Origin of the sequence: Nocardioides sp. Root122, from assembly GCF_001425025.1 — a bacterium.
Taxonomy (GTDB): Bacteria; Actinomycetota; Actinomycetes; order Propionibacteriales; family Nocardioidaceae; genus Nocardioides.
Genome location: NZ_LMDE01000015.1, coordinates 1 through 21,170, shown reverse-complemented (window position 1 = coordinate 21,170; position 21,170 = coordinate 1). Strand labels below are relative to the sequence as shown.

The following is a 21,170-nucleotide window of genomic DNA, read 5'->3' as shown; positions in this document are numbered from 1 at the left end:
CTTCATCGGCCGTCGCGCCCCCCATCTGAGGGGAAACCGGGAACCGGATCCGGCGTCAGGAGACCCTCAGAGCCGGCTCGACCACGGATGCCCCGGGTGGGCGAGGTCCAGGGCGTTGCGCAGCCAGGCCCGGCTGTCGGGTGCGAGCAGGTGCACGCAGGCGTCGAAGTCCGCCTGGTCCTTCTCCCTGAGGCCCGGCGCCTTGTGGAGCAGCTGCACCTCGGGACGGAGGTACGAGATCCCGTCGACGTGCCAGAGGATGTCCTCGAGCGGGCGGTGGATCCGGGCGTCCCGCTTGTAGGTCCAGGTGGTCGGCGTCGTGCTCATCAGGATCACGTCGTACTCCCAGGGCGAGGCGCCGTCGCGGCGGAGCCACAGGTTCCCGCAGGACTCCGGCACCGAGTCCGTGTCATGGACGATCGGGCTCAGTGCGCCGGCGTCGGCCTGCCAGACGTCGAGGCGTCCGGACAGGTGTCGCCGCAACGCGTGGGCGTCGGAGCGCGGGATGCTCGGGTCGAGGTCACCGTGCGGGCGCGGCACGCCGGTGAAGGCCTCGATGGCCCACCCGCCGGCGATCCACCAACGCCCCGCGTAGCCGTCCAACAGGGCGGCGGCGTCGCCCGGCGTGCGGGGCAGCCACGGCCCGTAGAGGCGAGCGATCTCGTCGTGGTCCACGCCCTGCACAGTAGGCGGGGTGAGGGCTGGTGGTTGGGGATCGACCACGACTGACCCGGGCTGTCGTGCCGATAGCCTCCCCTGATGGATGACCCGAAGATCGTGACCGGTGGGGCGGACGCCGCACTCGACCAGCGCCTCGACGACGAGTTGTCCCGCTTCAACCGAGCTGCGACTCCTGGCGTCGCTGCCGCGGAGGAGCTCACCGTCAAGGTGGAGCACGGCGGTCAGCTGATCGGCGGGGTGTCCGGGTGGACCTGGGGCCAGGCAGCCGGCATCGGGATGACGTGGGTGCACGAGGACCAGCGTGGAACCGGCCTCGGCGCGACGCTGATGGCGGCATTCGAGGAAGAAGCAGTGAGTCGCGGATGCACGCATGCGTTCGTTACGTCGTTCACCTTCCAAGCGCCTGCGTTCTACCGGCGACTGGGCTACGCGGAGATCTTCCGCTGGGAGTCGGTGCCGACGCCTGGCCGCGACGACGTGCACATGCGCAAACAGCTCTGACTCGCCGCCGTTGAGAGTCCGCTCGCGCCGGTGGTTCCGCGCTACCCGAACTATTGTCCGGGCTTCCGGTCCGCTCGCAGCGTGGCTCGCTCCCGGACGTGCCTGTGGCCCCGCCATCGGGGGGACTGGCGGGGTGCGGGGCGGGGTCATGGTCGATCGGGCGGGTGTGCGATCGAGGTCGTGCCGTGTCGGTCGCGGAGGTAGTGGTGGCCGTGGGGGCTGGTCCACTCGAACACGCCCGGGGCGACCATGGCGTAGGTCCAGGCGGAGTGGGTCTTGAGCCGGTGGTGGAAGCGGCAGAGCGCTGCGAGGTTGGACGTGGTGGTCGGGCCGGGTTGTGGGCGGCCTTCGGCCTCGGCGTCGTGGTCGTACTCGATGACGTGGTCGACGTCCGCACGCCTGGCCGGTCGGGTGCACCACGGGTACACGCAGGCGCCGTCGCGCAGGACGATCTGCTCGCGCAACCACTGGGGAATCTCGTAGCCGGGTGCACTCAGCTCGGTGTTGAGGTCGATGACCGGCTTGATGGTGACCCTGGTGTGGGTGTCGGTGCACCAACCCTGGACCTGCTCGAGGAGCACCAGCCGCTGGCCTTCCTCCATCCGACCGGTCGGCCCGAACACCGTGGCCTCGCCGACGGTGCGGGCGTCGAAGTGGGTGTGGACGACGACCTCCCGCGCGGGCGGCACATTGGCCGGGAGGTTGGCGGGCTCCGCACCGACGCCGGCCAGGTCGAGTGCCGTCTGGGCGCGGGCGAGGTTGCCGAGCGCCTTGGACCGGCGGACATCGAGGGACTCGGTCGAGCCGAGCGCCTTCTGCGCCGCGGCGTCCTGGGCGACGGCCTGGTTGAAGTCCAGGGCATCGGCGATGCCGAGCACGGCATCGAAGTGCATCGTGCCGCCGAAGTCGACGTCCTCGTCGTTCAAGGTGGCGTGGCGGGGGTCGACGTGCAGGTGCCCGTCCTCCGGATCCTGGGTCGGGTCGGGTGCCGCGAGGTCGAACCGCTTGATCGTCTCGGCGACCAGCCGGTCCAGCTGCGCGGGACCGATCCTCCCGGCGACGGCGGCGACCTGCGCATCCACGTGCGCAGCGGCCTCCATCGTCAGGGTGGGGACGGTGTGGATCGTCGCCTCCGCGACAGACCTGGCCCGCCACGCAGGGACCGCGCCCGCCTGGACCTGCGCCCACAGGCGCGGAAGGCGGTGCCGCAGCTCCAACGCGTGGCCGATGAGCTTCTTCGCCGACGTCGTCGACATCCCCAGCACGGCGCCCAGCTCGGCGATGCAGAACTCCGCCACCAAGGGTGCACCTTGGCCGGCGATGGGTTCTTCGTGCTCACAGCCAGGGACGGTGAAGGTCGCGGCGTGGTGGATCGACTCCGGCGGGTGCAGGTCGGCCCAGCGGGCGGCAAGGTCGAGGAGGTCGGCGGCGGCACGGTTCTCGGTGGCCCTGCGGTCACGGGCGAGCGCGAGCAGGGCGGTGGCGGAGAGGTCGTCTGTGACCTTCTCCGTGTCCTGCTCCACTTCGTCGAACATGTGTTCGAGTCTATCGGGGACCACCGACACCGGAAACGGCTGTGGACGGTAGGTGGCCAGCCACTTCGAACTGACTCGACCACCTGGGGATAAGGGGTCTCGTGACGGGACTTCGTCCGTCCTCGACCAACGACCCGGCGGTGGTGCGGCCCCGGCCGGGCAGTCCGTCTGGACTGCCCGGTCGGGGCTGGCTGACGGGCGAACCGTCAGCGCTTGATGTTGACGAGCTCCTCGAGGACCTGGTCGGAGGTGGTGATCACGCGCGAGCTGGCCTGGAAGCCACGCTGGGCGAGGATCAGGTTCGTGAACTCGGCCGACAGGTCGACGTTCGACATCTCGAGGGTGCCGGCCATCAGCTCGCCGCGGCTGCCCTCGCGGGCGACGCCGAGGTCGGCGCCACCGGAGTTGGCGCTGGCCCGGAAGGCGGTCTCGCCGACCCGCTCGAGGCCCGCGACGTTGGTGAAGTTGGCGACGGCGACGACGGCGATCTCACGCTGCACGTCGTCGGAGAAGGTGCCGCGGACGACGCCGTCGCTGCCGATGGAGTACGACGTCATCTCCGCTCCGTTCAACGCGGGCACGACACCCGCCAGGTTCTTGATGTTGACGTCGATCAGCGTGGTGTGGCCGGTGTCGCCGGGGGCGTAGCCCTGCACCTTCTTGCCGCTGGGCGCGACCAGGTTGCCGTTGGTGTCCCAGCTGAAGGCGCCGGCACGGGTGTAGACGCGCTCGTCGCCCGAGCCGAGGACGAACATGCCGTCGCCCTGGAGCATCAGGTCGGTGGTGTTGCCGGTCGTCTGGGCCGAGCCCTGGTTGAAGTTGCCGCGGGTCGCCGCGACCTGGACGCCCAGGCCGACCTGGACCGGGTTGGTCCCGCCGGTGGCGGCGTCACCGCCCGTGGCGCCGCGCATGACCTGGCTGAGGGTGTCCTGGAAGACGGTGGTGTTCGCCTTGAAGCCGACGGTGTTGGCGTTGGCGATGTTGTTGCCGGTCACGTCGAGCATCGTCTGGTTGGCGCGGAGGCCGCTGATGCCGGAGAAGAGCGAGCGAAGCATGGTGGGGTCCTTTCGGGACGGCCTCAGGCCGTGGTGGTGGTGGAGCTCGAGGTGGTGTCAGTGGTGGTGTCGGCGCCCGACGTCACGGGGGGCGTCGTGGTGCCGACGGAGAGCAGCTGGGCGAGCGGGACCTGGGTGCCGTCGACGTCGAACACCGGCCCCTGCGCACCGAAGGTGACGCCGGAGATGGTGCCGCTGTGCGACGTGACGCCGTCGGTGTCGATCCACGACACCTGCTGGCCGACCATCGCACCGGCGCCGAACGCCATCTGCGAGCCCAGCAGCGCACCGACCCGGTCGGAGACGTCCTGCATCTTCTCGAGGGAGGTGAACTGCGCCGACTGGGCGAGGAACTCCCCGGAGTCAGCCGGGTTGAGCGGGTCCTGGTAGCGCAGCTGGGCAACCATCAGCTCCAGGAACATCTGCTTGTCCTCCGAGGTCGACGACGCGGTCGTCGCTCCCGTCGGGAACGCGGTGGTCGTGCTGGTCACCGCTTCGTTCGCGGAGATCGTCACGATCCCTCCTCACATGGTCAGGTCGATGCCCTGGCGGGCAGCGCTGACCGGGTCTGGACGCAGCGCGGTCGCTCCGTCGGTGAGGCCGTCCGTGGCTCCTGCTCCACCACGCGTCCGTGCGTGCTGGCCCTGCTGTCCTGCATCCCCGCCTGTCGACGAGGAGTCGCCGCCGGCGCCGTTCTGGGCGCCGTACGACAGGTCTGCGGTGCTGCTCTGCGCACCGGTCTGGGCCCCGGTGTGGGCGGTGCCCGACGGGGTCGTGGCGGGCTGGCCGGCCAGGTCCCGCACGACGACGCGGGCTTCGCCCGCGCCGGTGGCCTCGAGCACGCGTCGCAGCTCAGGCGCACCCTCGGCGAGCGCGCGCGCCGCCTCGTCACCGCCCGTGAGCCGCACCTGGACGGCACCGTCACGGACGGTGAGCGTCACCCGCACCTCGCCCAGCGCCTCCGGCTGCAACCGCATGGTCAGGCGGTGCACACCGTTGCCGCGCGAGACCAGACGGGTCACCTCGGGGACGACCTGGGCCACGGGCGAGGCCGGGCGGGCCGCAGCGGGTGCGTCGGCCGGAGCAGCGGCCGTCGCGGGAACCGTGACCGCGGTGACGGACACCGCGCCGGCGGGCGTGGACGGCTGGGCAGACGCCGGCTGCGAGGACGACTGCGGGACGGACTCCGGGGTGGGGGCCGAAGCGGGCGCGACTGCTGCCTGCGGGTCGGCGTCCGACGGGGACGTCGCACCAGGAGCAGCGTCGGCCCCGGGTCGCTCCGCCGCACCGGAAGCCGGCGCCGGCAGCGGGTCCGCCGCGACGGCCGACCCGACGGCCGCCCCGACGCCACCGACCGGCGGAGCGGTCGTGGAGTCGTCGGCTGGAGAAGTCGCGTCAGTGGGCAGCTGCACGGCGACCGGCAGGCCCGGTACGGCACCGGTGGCGGCGACGAGGGCGGGGTCGGCCGGGGCCGGGGTGGCGGCGGCCACGGAGTCGTCGGCCACGGAGTCGCTGGCCGCAGGGTCGTCGGTCGCGGAGTCGTCGGCAGACGGGGTCACGGCAGCCGGCGGCTGCCACGCGACCAGCAGACCCGGCACGACGCCGGTGGTCAGGACGAGGCCGGGATCGGCGTCCCCCTCGATCGCGACGATGGACTCGTCACCGGGCGACCCGTCGGCGCCCACGGGCGCCTCGGCCAGGCCGGCGGTCTTGCCCTGGGGGGTGGCGACCGAGAGGTCGAGGACGGAGTCCGGAGTCGTCCCGGAGCCGGTCGCAGCGGGCGCCGGAGGCGGCACGCTCGCGACGGGCGTGCCGGCCAGCAGCCCGGCGACGAGGGCCGCGAAGCCACCCGTGTCGGGCGCAGCCTCGCCCGCCGCAGCGTCCGCGGACGGGGTCGGGAGTGCCGGGGCGATCGGAGTGATGCTCATACGTTCTCCAGTCGGGACATGATCGAGGTGACGTAGGCCTGCGTCTCGGGGTAGGGCGGCACGCCGTCATAGCGCAGGACCGCACCGGGACCGGCGTTGTAGGCCGCCAGCGCCAGCGGGGTCGAGCCGAAGCGACCGATCAGGCTGTCCAGGAGCTGGGCAGCGCCCCCGATGGCCTGGCCGGGGTCGAAGGGGTTGGTGACACCGAGTCCCTGTGCCGTGCCGGGCATCAGCTGCATCAGGCCCTGTGCGCCCGCCGGGCTCACTGCCTGGGGGTCGAAGCCCGACTCCTGCTGGGCGACGGCGACGAGGAGGGCCGGGTCGAGGCCGTGGACGTTCGCCGCCTGCTGGAACAGGTCGGCGTACGGCGTCCCGGGCGGAACCGTCCGGCCGGACGTCGGAGCGGACGCCGACACGGTCGTGGCGGTGCTCGCGTCGGGGAGCACGCGGCGGATGTAGTCCGGCGGGGTCGTCACCGGGACCAGCTGCACCTTGCCGCCCGGACGCGGCGCCTCGATCATCTGGCCGTTGCCGGCGTAGATGGCGATGTGGTCCGCGCCGTTGTTGCGGCTGGAGTTGTCCCAGGCGATCAGGTCGCCGGGGCGTACGTCGTTCATGCTGGCCACCGGCCGGCCGGCGCGCGCCTGGTCCGCGGAGAGCCGCGGCAGCTCGATGCCGAAGGACTGGTAGACCGACTGCACCAGCCCGGAGCAGTCGACGCCGCTCTCGGGGTCGGTGCCGCCCCAGACGTAGGGCAGGCCGAGCATCTCCTTGGCCTTCGCGACGACGGCGTCGCCGGTCACGGCACCGGTGCCACCGGAGACGGTCACCCCGGCCGTGCCGCTGGTCCGCGACAGGACCGAGTCGAACGCGGCGGCACCGACGCGCGGGGAGGCGGAGACGGAGGACGCGCCGGGCAGCAGGGCCAGCTGCGTCTGGATCGCGGAGATCCGGGCGGTGACGTCGGTGATGCTCATGCGGCACCTCCTTCCTGGGGGGCCCGGCGGGCGCGCAGCCAGCGGGCCGCGACGAGGTCGTCGACCTCGACCCGCTCGCGGCGCAGTCGCTCGGCGCGACGGTCCTCGGCGCGGCGCTCGAGCAGCAGCTCGACGGCGGCGAGCCGCGTGTGGTCGCGCTGCCAGTGCGCCCGCGCCGCCATGGTCACCGTGGTGGCCGACGCGAGCGCGGTCTCGGAGGCGATGAGCTCGGTGGCGAGGCCGGAGGCGGCCAGGCGTGCGGTGGCGAAGCCGGACGGGTCGATCGCCGCGGGGTCGGTCGCGGTCGCCAGCCGAGCGGCGACGGCGTCACGACGGCGACCCGCCTCCCGCTGGTCGGCCGCGGCCCGGGTCAGGCCCAGGCGGCTGTCCTGCTCGCGGACGCCACGCACGCGCGCCACGGCGCGCATCCCGGCGTCGGGGTCGTTGTCAGGTGTGCGGGCCATCAGGCCACCAGCTCCTTGAGTGCCTGCCAGGTGTCGGCGAGGGACGTGCTCTCGTCCATGTCCTGGCGGAGGAATGCATCGATCGCGGGCATCCGGGCCAGCGCGACGTCGGCGTCGGGGTCGGCCCCGGCGACGTACGCCCCGATCTCCACCAGCTCGCGCACCGAGCGGTGCGCGGCGAGCAGCCGGCGCAGCCGCGTGGCGTCGGCCCGCTGGTCGGCGTCGGTGACCGCCCGCGTGACGCGGGAGATCGACTCGAGGACGTCGATGCTGGGGAAGTGCCCGGCGGTCGCCAGGCGGCGGGACAGGACGACGTGGCCGTCGAGGATCGAACGGGCGGTGTCGCCGATGGGGTCCTGCATGTCGTCGCCCTCGACCAGCACCGTGTAGAGCCCGGTGATGCTGCCGGTCGCGGACGTGCCGGCGCGCTCGAGGAGCTGCGGCATGAGGGTGAAGACGCTGGGCGGGTAGCCGCGGGTGGCCGGCGGCTCGCCCGCGGACAGGCCGATCTCGCGCTGGGCCATTGCCACGCGGGTGAGGCTGTCCATCATCAGCACGACGTGGCGCCCGCTGTCGCGGAAGGACTCCGCGATCCGGGTGGCGACGCCGGCGGCACGAAGCCGCTCGACCGGAGGTGCGTCCGACGTGGCGACGACGACGACCGAGCGCGCCAGTCCCTCGGGACCGAGGTCGTTCTCGATGAACTCGCGGACCTCGCGACCGCGCTCGCCCACCAGGGCGATCACGGACACCTCGGCGTCGGTGCCGCGCGCCACCATGGAGAGCAGGCTCGACTTGCCGACGCCGGAGCCGGCCATGATGCCGATGCGCTGGCCCCGGCCGCACGGGGTGAGGGAGTCGAGGGCGCGCACGCCGAGACCGACCTGGTGGTCGATCCGCGGGCGGCTCAGTGCCGCCGGAGCGGCCTGGGTGACCCCGACCATCGGCAGGTGGTCCAGCGGCGGCCCACCGTCGATGGGACGGCCGAGCCCGTCGAGCACGCGACCGCGCAGGGCGTCCCCGACCGGGATCTGCAGCGGCCCGCCCGTGTGGCGTACGACGTCGCCCACCCGCAGCCCGGCGGTGTCGCCGAGCGGCAGGCAGGTGAGTCCGGCGGGGCCGCTCGCGGCCACCTCGGCCAGCACACGGGTGTCGCCCTCGACGGCGACGAGGTCGCCGACGGCGGCGGCGAGGCCGATGACCCGGACCTGGAGGCCGAGCAGCTCGGCGACCTGGCCCAGGCGCAGCGGCGTGACGGCAGCCAGGGCGCGAGCGCGCACGTCGTCGGTCAGCAGGCTCATCCGAGCACCTCCGCGACCCGCGCCAGCGCCTCGTCGACCCGCAGGTCGACGACGTGGTCGTCGGCCTGGGCGACGGCGTCGGCACGCCCGAGGGACGAGTCCGCGAGGACGAGGATCCCGAGGTCGGTCAGGTCTCCCGCGAGAACGGCCACCTCCGGGTGGAGACGCACCGACCCGACGGCGTGCTCGGGCAGGAGCCCAGTGACCCGGGCGAGGACGTGGGCGGGATCGGGATCGAGCACGCCCAGCAGGGTGCGGGTGAGCTCGAGCGCCAGTGCGGTGGCCTGCTCGTCGACCCGGAGGCAGGCGGCGGCGAGGAGCTCCTGGGCAGCGTGGGTCGCGCGGCGCAGGGCCTCGACGGCCAGGGCCTGGTCCGCCTCGCGTTGCGCCTCACGGACCGCGGTGGTGCGGGCCAGCTCGTCCGTCTCGGCACGCACGGCGGCCTCTGCCTCCCGGCGTCCCTGCGCCCAGCCCACGGCATAGCCCTGGGCACGCGCGGTCTCGCGGGTCGTCTCGACGGCGCGCAGCTCGGGCAGCCGGAGGCCGGCGAGCGGGCGCACGACCTCAGTCGACGAACTCATCCTCACCTCCCCGGCGTACGACGATCTCGCCGCGCTCCTCGAGCGAGCGGATGGTGCGGATGACCGCCTGCTGGGCCTCCTCGACCTGGGTGAGGCGCACGGGGCCGAGGATCTCGATCTCGTCCAGCACGTTCTCTGCGGCACGCTCGGAGAGGTTGCCGGTGATCTTGTCCCGCACCTGGTCCGAGACGCCCTTGAGCGCCAGCGCGAGCTCGGCGGTGTCGACCTGGCGCAGCACCTGCTGCACGTCGCGGTCCGAGAGGTTGACGATGTCCTCGAACATGAACATCCGGCTGCGGACCTCCTCTGCGAGCCCGGCGTCGAGCGACTCGAGGCCCTCGACGATCTGGCGCTCGGTGGAGCGGTCGGCACGGTTGATGATGTTGACCAGGGGGACGACGCCACCGACGCGCGAGGAGTCGCTGGGCTGCAGCACCGACGACAGCCGGCGCTCGAGCATGGCCTCGACGGTCCGGACGGTCTCGGGGTTGGCGCGCCCCATCACCGCGATGCGGTGCGCGACGTCGGCCTGGCGCTCCGGTGACAGCCCGGAGAGCACGAGCGAGGCCTTCTCGGCCGACATGTGCGCCAGCACGAGCGCGATCACCTGCGGGTGCTCCTCGTTGATGAAGGAGCGCAGCTGGGTCGGGTCGGCACGCTGGAGGAACTGGAACGGCAGCTGGACGGCCATCGCGTTGAGCCGCTGCATGGCCTCCTCGGCGCGATCCTCGCCGAGGGCGCGCCCGAGCAGGTCGCGAGCCAGGTCCATGCCGCCCTGCAGCATGTGCTGGCGGGCGGTGAGCAGGCTGCCGAACTCGGTGATCACGTCGTTGGCCTCGCCCGGCTCGACGCTGGCGAGGGTGGCCACCTCGGCGGAGACCGCCTCGACCTCCTCGTCGCTCATGTGCGCCAGCACGGTCGCAGCGCGCTCCTTGCCGAGTCGCACGAGCACGATCGCGGCCTTGCGGGCTCCGAGCCCGGTCGTCATCACGGTCATCAGGAACGCTCCACCAGCCAGCCGCGCAGCAGCGAGGCGACTTCATCGGGCTGACGGTCCACGAGGGCGACGAGCTCGTCGAACATCTCGTCGGAGGCCGCGGTCTCCACCGGGGCCAGGGCCAGCGCGGTCTCGTCGGGGGCGTGCAGCGCCGTACGCTCCGTCTGCTCGGCCCGCAGCTGCTCCACGACGTACGTCGTCGCGTCCTGGCGCGCCTTGGCGTGCTTGCGCGAGCGCCGCCAGGCCAGGCCGACGAGCAGGAGCACGAGGCCACCGAGGGCACCGTTGCGGATCAAGGCGTTGCGCGCGGCGGCGTCGTCGGCCGCTTGAGCGGCCTTCAATGCTGCCGCGTCTGCCTCGGCGACGGAGGTGTCGAACGGCACCGACGAGGTCTCGATGGTGTCACCGCGGTCGGGGTTGAGGCCGATCGCGGAGGAGACGAGGCTGTTGATCTCGGTGACGTCGACGGTCACGTCGGAGTTGGTGTCGACGACGACCGCGGCGTGCAGGGTCTCGACGGAGCCGGGAGCGGTCTCCGACTGCTCGACCACCTTGTCGACGCCGTTCTCGCGGACCATCGACTTGTTGCCGTAGCTGCCGTCGCCGCCGACGCCGGCGACCTCGGTCTGGGCGTCCGGTCCGACCACGCCACCGGGTGACGCGCCGCCAGCACCGCCGGAGTAGGTCTCGCTCTGTGCCGACTCGGCGAGGACCGGGGCCTTGCGCCGGCCGTACGTCGTGGTCTGGCGGCTGACCTTGTCGAAGTCGAGCACGGCCGTGACCTGGACCGAGGAGTTGCCCGGCCCGTAGATCCGGTCGAGCATCGCCTGCGCCTTGCCGCTGAGCTGGTCCTGGTAGTCCTCGACCTGGCGGTTGCGGCTGCTGTTCATCCCGGTCCCGGACTCGTCGCCCTCCGAGAGGACGCGGCCGGAGGCGTCGGCGACGGTCACCTTGGTGGGGTCGAGGCCGTCGATGCTGGACGCGACCAGGTTGACCACGGCCTGGACCTGGTCGGGGCTGAGCGTGGTGCCACCGCGGGTGGCGACGAGGACGGACGCCGTGGCGGGGTCCTGCTCCTCGACGAAGACCTGCTTCGGCGGGAGGGCCAGGTGGACGACGGCGGTCTCGACGCCGTCGATGGCCTCGATGGTCGAGGAGAGCTCGCCCTCCATGGCCCGCTTGAAGTCGGTCTGCTCCTTGAACTGCGAGGTCGAGATGTCCTGGCCGTCGAGCAGTGAGTAGCCGCTGTCGCCGCTGCCGGACGGGATGCCCTCGCCGCTCAGCGAGATGCGGGTCGCGTAGACCTTGTCGCGCGGCACGGAGATGGTCCCGCCGCCGCCGCCGATCTCGTAGGGGACGCCGTCGGCGTCGAGCTGCTCGACGACTGCGGAGGCGTCCTCCGCCGACAGGTTGCTGTAGAGAGGTGCGTACGACGGGGCCGAGGCCCACCGGAACACCATGAAGGCGGCCAGCAGGAGGGCAGCCGTGCCGACGATCGCGACGACCTTCTGGCCGGGGCTGAAGAGGGCGAAGGAGCGGCGGAGGCGCTCCATCGCTTGGGTGATCCCGGGCCTCATCCGACCTGCATCCGCATGATCTCGGTGAACGCCTCGATGGCCTTGTTGCGCACGGCGACGGTCAGCTTCGTGGCCGTCTCGGCCTCGGCCGCGGCCAGCGTGTAGTCGTGGATGTTGGGCAGGGTGCCGGACGCCGCACGCACGGCGAGCGTGTCAGCAGAGTCCTGGATGCCCTCGAGCCGCTCGATGCCGTCGAGCACGAGGCTGCCGAAGTCCGCTCCCGACGCAGGCGCCGGGGCGACCGGTGCCTGCACCACGGGCGCTGCGAGGGGGGTGAAGCCGCTGATGGCCTCGATGCCGCCGATGCTCATCAGCCCTGTCCGATCTGGAGTGCCGCGGTGTAGGTGTCCTGCGCGGTCTTGGTCACCTGGACCGAGGCCTGGAAGCCGCGCTGCGCCTGCACGAGGGAGGTCATCTGGACCGACATGTCCATGTTCGGCGTGCGGACGTAGCCGTCCGCGTCGGCGAGGGGGTGGTCGGGGGCGAACTCGAGGATGCCCTCGGCGTCGCCGAGCTCGATGCCGCTGACGTCCACGCCGCCCTCAGGACGGGCCGTGGCCACCACCATCTGCGACTGGAAGGCGTTCTCGCTGGTCGCCGTGACAGTGTTGGCGTTGGAGATGTTGTGCGCGAGCGCGTCGAGCCAGGTCTGGTGCATGCCCAGGCTGCTGTTGGCGATGCGCAGCATGTCGAAGGCGCCCATCAGAAGGCACCCGCCGCGGTCGTCACGAGGGCGAAGCGCTCGGACACCGCGCGCGTCATCATCTGGTACTGGAACTGCGTCTGCAGGGCCGACAGCGACTCCTGGCGCAGGTCGACGTTGTTGCCGTTCTCCCCCACGGGCGCGTTGCTCGGCCGCTCGGTGGGGGTGACTCCGGAGGTCGACATCTCGCCGCGCTGGAGCGCGGCGGTGAGCGAGGACTCGAAGTCGACGCTCGTGGCCCGGAAGCCAGGGGTGTCGACGTTCGCGATGTTGTCGGCGATCACGTTCTGCCGGTTCGCCAGCCCGTCGAGGGCGGTGGCGAGCACGGACGTGACGGCATCGGGCATGCCGAGGGACACGGGTACTCCTGCAGGAGGTGCGGGTGCCGGTCCATCGGCGAAGGTGGTGAGCGTTCCGTGCTCACTGGGTCGGATCGGCGCTGTTGCCGTCCTGTTGAGGAGTTGATGAGGAGAACTTGACGTTCCCGACACGATCGGGACGGAGGTCCCGACGCGGCACCACCCGGACGGGCCATGCGCACACCACCCGGTCGGGCGGCGGGCGTGGCCAGGTCCGCGCGTCAGGCAGAGACGTCGACGTACGCCGCCGCGCGCGACCGTGCCGGGGAGGCCGTCCGCGCGAGGTCGGCGAGGCTGCCACGGTTCTCGCCCATGGCTCCTTCGAGCTCCGCACGCACGGAGGCCTGGAGCTGGAGCAGCTCACGGACACGGTCGACGAGGGCGTCCGGGACCGGGCCACCGGGAGCCGGCGGCGTCCACGCCGTCAGGGACGGGGCGCCGTCGCGGCTGGGGTCACCGGCGAGCTCGGCAGCCGCGCGCGCGTCGCGCTCGAGGACGTCGAGGACCTCTTCCCACTCCGCGACGAGCTCGTCGCCGGCTGCGGGAGGGGGTGGCGGGGTGGTCACGCGGATCGCGCGGTGTCGGTGGGAAGAGCGGCCTCGGTGGCGGCTTCCCGCCACGCGTCCGCAAGCCCGACGACGATGTCGAGGCATTGCGAGGTGGTGGTGGCGTCGCGCTGGACGTTGGCCTGCACGAGCTGCACCATCAGGTGGCTGTAGATGCTGGTGAGCGCGTCGCTGCCCTCCCACACTCCCGGGCGGAGCGAGGACTGCAGCTCCACGACGATGTCCTGGGCGTGCAGCAGGTTGTTGTGGGCGACCGGGTGGTCGCCGGCCTGCTGGGCCGCGAGGGCGCGGCGGCAGTCGAGCACCAGGCGCTCGTAGAGCATGACGAGCAGCTTGCTCGGGCTGGCGGTCTCGACCGAGGACTGGAGGTAGGCGAGCGGCACCCCCGACGGCGTCGCGGACGACGCAGCGTAGGGACTGGAGAAGGGCGAGGTGTAGGCCATGAGGGTGCTGTCCTTAGCTTCCCGAGGTCGATAGTGAGGAGAGTTGGCCGGCCAGCCAGGAGGACTGGCTGTTCATCTTGTTGAGGGCCGTCTCGAGGGAGGTGAACTGCCGGGTGAGCGCGGTCCGTCGCAGCTCCAGTCGCAGGTCCCATGCCTCGATGCCGTCGTTGAGCCTGTCGATCGTGCTGGTCCGGCCGGTGATGGCCTGGGTGAGGGTTCCGGTGTTCTTGTCGCTGGCGGCGGTCGCCACGTCGGCGACCCGGTCGAGGAACCCGGTGCCGTCGGCGGTGAGGCGCTGCTGCACGGCGTCCGGATCGGCCTTGTAGGCCTCGCTGAGCTTGGTCTCGTCCAGGACGAGTCGGCCGGTCCTGTCGCTCTGGATGCCGAGGTCGGCGAGGCTGGTGCCGTCGGTGGGGAAGACCGAGGCGAGGATCTGGCCGCGCAGCTCGCGGACGCTCGACTCCCCGGCCAGCATGCCCTTGGACTTGGTCGCGGCGTTGTAGGAGGTCAGCGAGTCGATCTCCGTGAGCACGGAGTTGATCGCGTCGACCGCGGACTTCACCGACTTGATGGTGCCGGCCGGGTCGAGCTTGAGCTCGATGTCGGCAGTCTTCGAGGTATCGACGGCGGCGCCGATGGTCACATCGACACCAGGAGCCAGGTTCTGGAAGGTGTTCGTGGCCGAGCGCGCCTGGATGCTGCCGTTCACGGTGACGAGGGCGTCCACACCGTCACGGACGGTGGCGTCGTTGAGCAACGGTGTCACCGGGGCGGCCGGGTCGACCAGCGTGAAGCGCGACTTGTCGCCTGTGGCAGTGGACTCGACGACCAGCTGGTACTGGTCGACACCGGCGCCGTCCGTGCCCACCCGGACCGCGGTGGCTCGTAGGCCTGTCTCCTTGGCCGGGTCGTTGATCGCGCCGACCAGCCCGCTCAGGGTCCCGTCCGTCGTGAGGGTCTGCTTGAGCACCCCGGCGGAGTCCCTGACCTCGACACTGGTCGGCACGGCGCCTGGCGTCTCGTAGCCGACCTGCTTGCTGTAGGCCAGTCGATGGGTCGTGGCCACCTGGTCGACCTTGACCGAGAAGGCGCCTGCCGTCGCGGCGGAGCCGGCGGTCACGGTGACCCCGGCGAGGGAGGAGGCGGTGGTGAGCTTGCTCCACGCCGAGGGCTTGGTCAGGTCGCCGACCGTGGTGGCCAGCGAGGCGAGCCGGCTGTTGAGCGTCTGCATCGCGTTGACGGCGCGCTGCTCGGTGGTCACGCGGGTCTGCATGCGAGCCTGAGGCACGGCCTCGAGCTGCATGAGCTGGCTGATGATCCCGGCGGTGTCGAGACCGCTGGAGAGCCCGCTGATGCTGGCGGATCCGCTCATGGTGACTCCTCAGGACTGACCGGGACATGCGTCCCGGACGGACGACGGGCGGGCCACGGAGAGTGGGCCCACCCGTCGTCCACGGGTGTTGCTGGAGCGCTACCGCTGGAGATCAGCGGAGCAGGGACAGCACACCCTGCGGGGCCTGGTTGGCCTGGGCGAGCATCGCGGTGCCCGCCTGCGACAGGATCTGCGCACGAGTGAAGCTCATCATCTCGGACGCCATGTCGGTGTCGCGGATCCGGCTCTCGGAGGCCGACAGGTTCTCGACGGCCACGTTGAGGTTGTTGATGGTGTGCTCGAACCGGTTCTGCATCGCACCGAGGTTGGCGCGAGCGGTGGAGATGCCCTTGATCTGCTGGTCGATCTTCGCCACGGACGCCTGGGCGGCGTCAGCGGAGGAGAAGTCCAGGCCGACCGGGGTGCTGGCACCTGCGGTGCCGGCGGCGAGGCCGGTGCCGGGGGCGGCGACGGCCACAGCGCCGCCATCGAGGGCCTTCACCGAGATGCCGGTGGCGGCACCGTTGGCGTCCTTGACGACCTTGACCGAGAACTTCGAGGCGAAGTCCGCGTTGGCCGTCAGCTTGTCGGCCACGTCCTGCACCGAGGCGCTCGAACCCGCCGCACCCATCGCCACGGTCACGTCGCTGACGACGCCGCCCTTGGTGTCGGTGAAGGTCAGGTTGCCGGTCACGGCGGTGGCGTCCGCGACGTCGAACGTCGTGCCGGTGGTGGCAAGGGCGCCGGTGGTGAGGTCGGTCGCGACCTTGCTCACGTTGGCGGAGGACAGGTCGACGGTGATGCGCGAGTTGGCGTCGCCGTCGGCACCGACCTGGAACTGCAGCTTGCCCGCGTTGCCGGCGGTGCCGTCGAGGAGCTTGGCGCCGTCGAAGTTCGTGGACTTGCCGATCCGGTCGAGCTCCGAGACGAGGCTGGTTGCCTCGGTCTCGATGTTCTTGCGGGCGTCGGAGTTGTTGCTGTCGTTGGCGGCCTGGACACCCAGGTCGCGCAGACGCTGCAGGATGGAGTGGACCTCGGTGAGCGCGCCTTCCGCGGTCTGGACGACGGAGATGCCGTCCTGGGCGTTGCGGGAGGCGACCTTGAGGCCACCGACCTGCGAGCGCAGGCCCTCGGAGATCGCGAGGCCGGCGGCGTCGTCGGCAGCGCGGTTGATGCGGAAACCGCTCGACAGCTTCTCGAGCGACTTGGACATCTGGCCCTGCGTGACCGACAGGTTGCGGTACGAGTTGAAGGCGTCGATGTTCTGGTTGATGCGGAGCGACATGATGGATTCCTTCCATGGTGGTGGATCACTGCTGGAGTCCATCCGTGGACTCCGTCGAGGTCCTGTTCGGCGGGTCGGCGACCCACCTGAGAGCTTTCGGGAACTTCTTTTCGCCCGGCGGCGCAGCGTGTCAGGCGCTGGTGGCCACGCGGGGCACGAACGGGCGCGCCACGGCCGCGTGGCGTTCGGCCACGGCGGCGAAGTAGGCCTCGCGGCGGCGGGCGGCCACGCCGTCCGGGCGGTCGTGCGCCTTCACGAGCGCCGGGTCGAGCTGCGAGTTCAGCGCGTCGCGCAGCAGCACCATGGCCTCGGCCCGCAGCTGCGAGATGCGCGACTCGGTGACACCGAGCTCGGCGGCGAGCTCGGCCATCGGCTGCTCGGCCAGGAAGTACCCCTCGACGACGCGGCGCAGGCGCTCGGGCAGCTCGGCGACGGCCTCGGAGAGGTAGGTGAGCAGCTCGGCGTGCTCCAGGGCCTGCTCGGGCGTGGGGCCGGCGGACGGCAGCTCGGTGGCGTACGACCCCCGGGCGTCGTCGGCCTCGAGGGACAGCACCTGGGCGCGGGCCAGGTCCTCGCGGTTGGCGAGCACCTGCTCGACCGGGATGCCCTGGGCCGCTGCCAGCTCGGCGTCCGTGGGCACCCGGCCGAGGCTCTGCGTCAGCCGGGTGCGGGTCTCGTCCAGCCCCCGCGCCGTGCGGCGGACCGAGCGCGACGCCCAGTCGACCCCGCGCAGCTCGTCGAGCAGCGCACCGCGGATGCGAGTCGCGGCGTAGCGGGCGAACGGCACCCCGCGCTCGGCCTCGAAGCCCTGCGCCGCGCGGACCAGCGCGGTGAGGCCCGCGGACGTCAGGTCATCGCGGTCCACGTGGCTCGGGACCCGGGCCAGCACCTCGCGGACCAGGTGGCCGACGAGGGGGATGTGGGCGGTCACGAGCTCGTCCACCACGGCGGGAGTCGTGGGGGAGGACGTGGAGGAGAGGGCGGGGGAAGAGAGGGTCGCGTTGCTGAGCACGCCTGATCGTTGAATGTTTTGTGGAGGAGTTGTTACCAAACGGGGGTTGCTGATCCACCAGCGCGTGGATCAGGGACCGTGGTCCCGAGGACCCATGGCCCGTTCGGGCCATGCCCGAGTGCCCCTACCCGTGGACGCGCAGGTAGTCCGGTCCGCGCACGCGAGCCCGCACTGGTCCAGTCAACCCCTCAGGTCAGGGGCCCGACCGCCGATGGGACGTTCGTGAACCTCACCGACACCCACCGCGGCGCAGCCATGGAGAAGCTCTCCCTGGTCCTGTGGCGCGAGCGCGAGCTGCTCGAGGAGCTCCACTACAGGCTGGAGGTCGAGCAGCTGGTCCTGGCCAGCGGCCGCAGCCGGTGGCTGGCCCACGCGACCCGCGACATCGACACGCTCCTGGCCACCGTCCGCGAGACCGAGATGCTGCGCGCGGTCGCCGCCGACGAGGCTGCCGCCGCGTCCGGCATGAGCTCCAACCCCAGCCTGGCGTCCCTGGCCGAGTCCGCCGGGGAGCCGTGGACCACGATCTTCACCGAGCACCGCGAGGCCTTCGTGACCCTCACCAACGAGATCACCACCCTGGCCGACTCCAACCGGCACCTGATCTCGGCCGGCTACCGCTCCGCGCGCGAGACCCTGATGTCCCTGGGCGAGTCCGTCGACGGTTATGCCGCCGACGGGAGCGCCACCGCCGAGCCGCTGCGCGCCAGCCTCGTGGACAGGAGCCTGTGAGATGACCGGGTCCTTCGGCTCCATCGGCACCGCAGCCAGCGCCCTGCGCTACCACCAGTCGGTCATGGAGGTCGCCAGCGGCAACATCGCCAACGTCTCGACCGACGGATACGCGCGTCGGCGCGTCGTCGGCCAGGCCGTGGGCGCCCCCGTGCAGCCGGCGATGTGGAGCCGCTACGACGGCCACGGCGACGGCGTACGGGTCGGGTCCGTCGACCGGCTCGTCGACCCGCTCCTCGACTCGCGCGCCAGGAGCGAGCACGGCACCCAGTCCTACCTCGACACGCGGGCGACGGCACTGGCCCGCGTCGAGGCCTCGCTGGGCGAGCCCGCCGGCGACGGCATCTCCAAGGCGCTGGCGGACGTCCGGTCCGCCTGGCACGACCTCGGGAACAGCCCCGACTCCCCCGCCGTGCGCGCCGCGGTCATCGCGACGTCCAGCACCCTCGTCGACGCCGTCGCCGCCCAGCGACGCAACGTGGCGTCCGAGGAGGCCGACCAGCGCATGTCCCTGCTCGCGGACCTCGGCGAGACGAACACCGTCGCGACCAACCTCGCGGCGGCCAACGAGGCGATCGCCGCCGCCCGGATGTCGGGCAACGACCCCTCGACCCTGCTCGACCAGCGCGACCAGATGGCACTGCGGCTGGCCGAGCTCACCGGCGGCAAGGCCGTCGAGAACAGCCAGGGCGGCATGGACGTCACCGTCGGCGGTGTCGCCCTGGTGACGGGCAACCGCGCCGGCACGCTCTCGGCGACGAGCGGCGTCAATGCCGACGGCACGTCCGACGGTCAGCCGCTCGCGCTCGCCGTCACCCCGCCCGGTGGTACGGCAACCGCGGTCACCGGCCTCCGCGGGGAGATCGGCGGCACCGTCGAGCTTCTCGGCACGACCCTGCCCAAGCTGCGCGCCGACATCACCGCCGTCGCCCAGCAGGTGGCCGACGCGGTCAACGCAGCCCACCAGTCCGGCTACGACGCGGCCGGGAACCCCGGCAAGCCGATCTTCTCCGTCGACCCGGCCGCCCCCGGAGGGCCCTTGGTCCTGAACCCCCTCGACGCCGCCGACCTCGCGGCGTCCGGAATCAGCGGCGTCGCCAACCGCGACGGTGGCAACGCCACCGCGATCGCCGACGCGCTCGTGGCACCCGAGCGCTCCTACCAGCGGTTCGTGACGGTCTTCGGCACCGACGTGGCGTCTGTCCGGCGCCAGGCCGCCACCCAGCAGAACCTGACCGGCCAGGTGGACGGCGCCCGCGAGCAGCTCTCGGGCGTCAACCTCGACGAGGAGACAGTGACGATGATGCAGGCGCAGCGGGCCTACGAGGCCGCGGCACGGGTCATGACGACCCTCGACTCGGTGCTCGACACGCTCATCAACCGGACCGGGCTGGTGCGCTGATGGCGATCGGACGCGTGACCCAGTCGATGCTGACCGACCGGTCGTTGACCCGGCTCCAGGGCAGCCTCACCCGGCTCGCGGAGATCCAGGAGCACCTGTCGACCGGCCGGGTGCTCAACCGCCCCTCCGACAACCCGGCCGACACCGCCTCCGCGATGCGGCTGCGATCGTCCGTGGGATCCCAGCAGCAGTACGCCCGCAACGCGCAGGACGGCATCGGGTGGCTCGACACGCTGGACAGCACACTGGGCACGGCCAACGACCTGGTGCGCCGGGCCCGTGAGCTCGGCCAGCAGGCGGTGAACGGAGCCGTGAACAAGGATGCCCGGGATGCGCTGGCGGTCGAGATCGTCCAGCTGCGCAGCTCGCTGCTCGGCTCCGCCAACGCGACCTACATCGACCGGCCGGTCTTCGGTGGGACCACCGCCGGCCCCGCCGCGTTCGCCGAGGTGGGCGGCGTGGTGACCTACGCCGGTGACACCAACCCGGTCAACCGGGCGGTGGCCGACGGTGTGGCCGTCGACGTGGCGGTCTCCGGGCCGGCCGCGTTCGGCAACGACGGGGACAACGTCTTCGACCACCTCAGCGCGCTCGCCGACGCGGTCCGCGCCGGCGACACGAGCGCCATCGCGTCCGGCCTCGAGGCTCTCAAGGACGACGGCAACCGCCTCATCGTCGCACGGACCGACGTGGGCGCCCGCACCAACCGCGTCGAGCAGGCGGGGATCCGGGCCGGTGACACCGAGCTGTCGCTGACCAACGCCCTGTCCGAGATCGAGAACACCGACCTGCCCCGCGCCATGGTCGACCTGAAGATGCAGGAAGTGGCCTACCAGGCCTCCCTGGCAGCGACCGCGCGGGTGCTGCAGCCGAGCCTTCTGGACTTTCTGCGATGATCGCCACGATGGAGACGACGACCATGACCGGACCCGCGAACGGTGCCCCCGAGATCCCGGTGATCGAGCTGGTGCAGCCGATGGCCGGCTTCCCCGACCTCGCGCGCTTCGCGCTGGTCCAGGTGGACGACACGGGTGCGCTGTGCAGCCTGACGTCCCTGGAGCAGCCGGGCCTGCGGTTCCTGGTCGTGCCGCCAGCCACGTTCTTCCCCGACTACACCCCCGAGGTGGAGGACACGATCCTCGCCGACCTCGGCTCGAGCTCGGCGGACGACCTGGTCGTGCTCTGCGTGCTCACGGCCGGCGAGTCGCTCGCGACCACCACCGCCAACCTCGCAGCGCCTGTCGTGCTCGACATCGCGACCCACCGGGCCGTGCAGGTCGTCCTCGACGATCCCAGCCTCTCGGTGGCCACTCCGCTGATCGCGTGAGCTCGGGCGCGACCCCTCAGGTAGCGTTCACCGCATGCTGGTCGTGAGCCGTCGTGCGGGAGAGAGCGTCGTCATCGGCGACAACGTCACAGTCTCGGTGCTCGAGGTGCGTGGCGACGTCGTCCGCATCGGCATCGACGCCCCTCGGTCCATCGCGGTGCACCGGCAGGAGCTGCTGGCCCAGCTGGCGCAGTCCAACCAGGAAGCGGCCTCACCCCCCGAGGGTGCCGTCGACTCGCTGCTCAACGCGATCCGCGACCGCTCCAAGGACGACTGAGAGCCCTATGTCAAGCAGCCTCCTGATTGAGGAGGTTGAGGCGGCCGTGTAGGTCGGGGTTGTAGGGCACTCGGTCGTGCCAGCAGCGCCACAGG

General features: G+C 71.9%; 25 protein-coding genes. 6 read left to right on the top strand and 19 right to left on the bottom strand.

Annotated features, from left to right (window positions below; all coding sequences use genetic code 11):
* Positions 1–66: 66 nt before the first annotated feature.
* The gene (locus tag ASC64_RS19705; protein ID WP_235563843.1) at positions 67–675 is read right to left on the bottom strand and encodes a nucleotidyltransferase domain-containing protein; all 609 of its coding nucleotides are present in this window, start codon (positions 673–675) and stop codon (positions 67–69) included.
* An 84-nt stretch (positions 676–759) separates the two neighbouring features.
* Between ASC64_RS19705 and ASC64_RS19700 the strand changes: the two genes are divergently transcribed.
* Positions 760–1,182, top strand: a complete 423-nt coding sequence (locus ASC64_RS19700; protein ID WP_056909265.1) for a GNAT family N-acetyltransferase — start codon at positions 760–762, stop codon at positions 1,180–1,182.
* Positions 1,183–1,328: 146 nt separating this feature from the next.
* Here the strand turns inward: ASC64_RS19700 and ASC64_RS19695 are convergent, their stop codons facing one another.
* From ASC64_RS19695 to ASC64_RS19610, 18 genes are all read right to left on the bottom strand, one after another.
* Complete coding sequence (locus tag ASC64_RS19695) at positions 1,329–2,717, bottom strand: HNH endonuclease signature motif containing protein (protein WP_056909264.1); 1,389 nt, start codon at positions 2,715–2,717, stop codon at positions 1,329–1,331.
* Positions 2,718–2,923: 206 nt separating this feature from the next.
* Positions 2,924–3,772 (bottom strand): flagellar hook-basal body complex protein, encoded by an 849-nt coding sequence (locus tag ASC64_RS19690; RefSeq protein ID WP_056909263.1) that lies wholly within the window; start codon positions 3,770–3,772, stop codon positions 2,924–2,926.
* A gap of 23 nt (positions 3,773–3,795) precedes the next feature.
* On the bottom strand, positions 3,796–4,287 hold the full coding sequence (locus ASC64_RS19685; RefSeq protein ID WP_056909262.1) for a flagellar hook assembly protein FlgD: 492 nt from the start codon (positions 4,285–4,287) through the stop codon (positions 3,796–3,798).
* 9 nt (positions 4,288–4,296) lie between these two features.
* Entirely contained in the window at positions 4,297–5,700 is a 1,404-nt protein-coding gene (locus tag ASC64_RS19680) for a flagellar hook-length control protein FliK (RefSeq protein WP_056909261.1), read from the bottom strand.
* Complete coding sequence (locus ASC64_RS19675) at positions 5,697–6,677, bottom strand: transglycosylase SLT domain-containing protein (protein WP_056909260.1); 981 nt, start codon at positions 6,675–6,677, stop codon at positions 5,697–5,699. The genes ASC64_RS19680 and ASC64_RS19675 overlap by 4 nt, the downstream gene beginning before the upstream one ends.
* Positions 6,674–7,141, bottom strand: a complete 468-nt coding sequence (locus ASC64_RS19670; protein ID WP_056909259.1) for a flagellar FliJ family protein — start codon at positions 7,139–7,141, stop codon at positions 6,674–6,676. Before ASC64_RS19670 ends, ASC64_RS19675 begins: the two co-directional genes overlap by 4 nt.
* Entirely contained in the window at positions 7,141–8,442 is a 1,302-nt protein-coding gene (locus tag ASC64_RS19665) for a FliI/YscN family ATPase (protein ID WP_056909258.1), read from the bottom strand. Before ASC64_RS19665 ends, ASC64_RS19670 begins: the two co-directional genes overlap by 1 nt.
* Positions 8,439–9,023, bottom strand: a complete 585-nt coding sequence (locus tag ASC64_RS19660) for a FliH/SctL family protein (RefSeq protein WP_156385306.1) — start codon at positions 9,021–9,023, stop codon at positions 8,439–8,441. The genes ASC64_RS19665 and ASC64_RS19660 overlap by 4 nt, the downstream gene beginning before the upstream one ends.
* Positions 9,007–10,020, bottom strand: a complete 1,014-nt coding sequence (gene fliG, locus ASC64_RS19655; protein ID WP_056909256.1) for a flagellar motor switch protein FliG — start codon at positions 10,018–10,020, stop codon at positions 9,007–9,009. The genes ASC64_RS19660 and fliG overlap by 17 nt, the downstream gene beginning before the upstream one ends.
* Positions 10,020–11,573 (bottom strand): flagellar basal-body MS-ring/collar protein FliF, encoded by a 1,554-nt coding sequence (gene fliF, locus ASC64_RS19650; protein ID WP_235563842.1) that lies wholly within the window; start codon positions 11,571–11,573, stop codon positions 10,020–10,022. The genes fliG and fliF overlap by 1 nt, the downstream gene beginning before the upstream one ends.
* A 20-nt stretch (positions 11,574–11,593) precedes the next feature.
* Positions 11,594–11,908 (bottom strand): flagellar hook-basal body complex protein FliE, encoded by a 315-nt coding sequence (locus tag ASC64_RS19645; RefSeq protein WP_056909254.1) that lies wholly within the window; start codon positions 11,906–11,908, stop codon positions 11,594–11,596.
* Positions 11,908–12,300, bottom strand: a complete 393-nt coding sequence (locus ASC64_RS19640) for a flagellar basal body rod protein FlgC (protein ID WP_056909253.1) — start codon at positions 12,298–12,300, stop codon at positions 11,908–11,910. Before ASC64_RS19640 ends, ASC64_RS19645 begins: the two co-directional genes overlap by 1 nt.
* The gene (locus ASC64_RS19635; protein ID WP_156385305.1) at positions 12,300–12,659 is read right to left on the bottom strand and encodes a flagellar basal body rod protein FlgB; all 360 of its coding nucleotides are present in this window, start codon (positions 12,657–12,659) and stop codon (positions 12,300–12,302) included. Before ASC64_RS19635 ends, ASC64_RS19640 begins: the two co-directional genes overlap by 1 nt.
* A gap of 221 nt (positions 12,660–12,880) precedes the next feature.
* On the bottom strand, positions 12,881–13,225 hold the full coding sequence (locus ASC64_RS19630) for a hypothetical protein (protein ID WP_056909252.1): 345 nt from the start codon (positions 13,223–13,225) through the stop codon (positions 12,881–12,883).
* A complete protein-coding gene (gene fliS, locus ASC64_RS19625; protein ID WP_082550668.1) occupies positions 13,222–13,668 on the bottom strand; it encodes a flagellar export chaperone FliS in 447 nt (148 codons plus the stop codon). Before fliS ends, ASC64_RS19630 begins: the two co-directional genes overlap by 4 nt.
* Before the next feature lie 13 nt (positions 13,669–13,681).
* Positions 13,682–15,040: a flagellar filament capping protein FliD gene (gene fliD / locus ASC64_RS19620; protein ID WP_056909251.1), complete on the bottom strand. Its 1,359-nt coding sequence runs from the start codon at positions 15,038–15,040 to the stop codon at positions 13,682–13,684.
* Between the two features lie 112 nt (positions 15,041–15,152).
* The gene (locus ASC64_RS23035) at positions 15,153–16,325 is read right to left on the bottom strand and encodes a flagellin N-terminal helical domain-containing protein (protein ID WP_056909250.1); all 1,173 of its coding nucleotides are present in this window, start codon (positions 16,323–16,325) and stop codon (positions 15,153–15,155) included.
* Positions 16,326–16,455: 130 nt separating this feature from the next.
* A complete protein-coding gene (locus ASC64_RS19610; protein ID WP_235563841.1) occupies positions 16,456–17,337 on the bottom strand; it encodes a sigma-70 family RNA polymerase sigma factor in 882 nt (293 codons plus the stop codon).
* Positions 17,338–17,559: 222 nt separating this feature from the next.
* Between ASC64_RS19610 and flgN the strand changes: the two genes are divergently transcribed.
* The 5 genes from flgN to csrA are packed head-to-tail and all read left to right on the top strand — an operon-like array spanning position 17,560 to position 21,075.
* Complete coding sequence (flgN, locus tag ASC64_RS19605) at positions 17,560–18,069, top strand: flagellar export chaperone FlgN (RefSeq protein ID WP_235563840.1); 510 nt, start codon at positions 17,560–17,562, stop codon at positions 18,067–18,069.
* Position 18,070: 1 nt separating this feature from the next.
* Positions 18,071–19,471, top strand: a complete 1,401-nt coding sequence (gene flgK, locus ASC64_RS19600; RefSeq protein ID WP_056909249.1) for a flagellar hook-associated protein FlgK — start codon at positions 18,071–18,073, stop codon at positions 19,469–19,471.
* On the top strand, positions 19,471–20,367 hold the full coding sequence (flgL, locus tag ASC64_RS19595; RefSeq protein WP_056909248.1) for a flagellar hook-associated protein FlgL: 897 nt from the start codon (positions 19,471–19,473) through the stop codon (positions 20,365–20,367). The genes flgK and flgL overlap by 1 nt, the downstream gene beginning before the upstream one ends.
* Before the next feature lie 23 nt (positions 20,368–20,390).
* Entirely contained in the window at positions 20,391–20,798 is a 408-nt protein-coding gene (fliW, locus tag ASC64_RS19590; RefSeq protein ID WP_056909430.1) for a flagellar assembly protein FliW, read from the top strand.
* Between the two features lie 34 nt (positions 20,799–20,832).
* Positions 20,833–21,075 carry a carbon storage regulator CsrA gene (csrA, locus tag ASC64_RS19585; protein ID WP_056909247.1) on the top strand — a complete coding sequence of 81 codons (243 nt, stop codon included), beginning with the start codon at positions 20,833–20,835 and terminating at the stop codon, positions 21,073–21,075.
* The last annotated feature ends 95 nt before the right edge of the window (positions 21,076–21,170 follow it).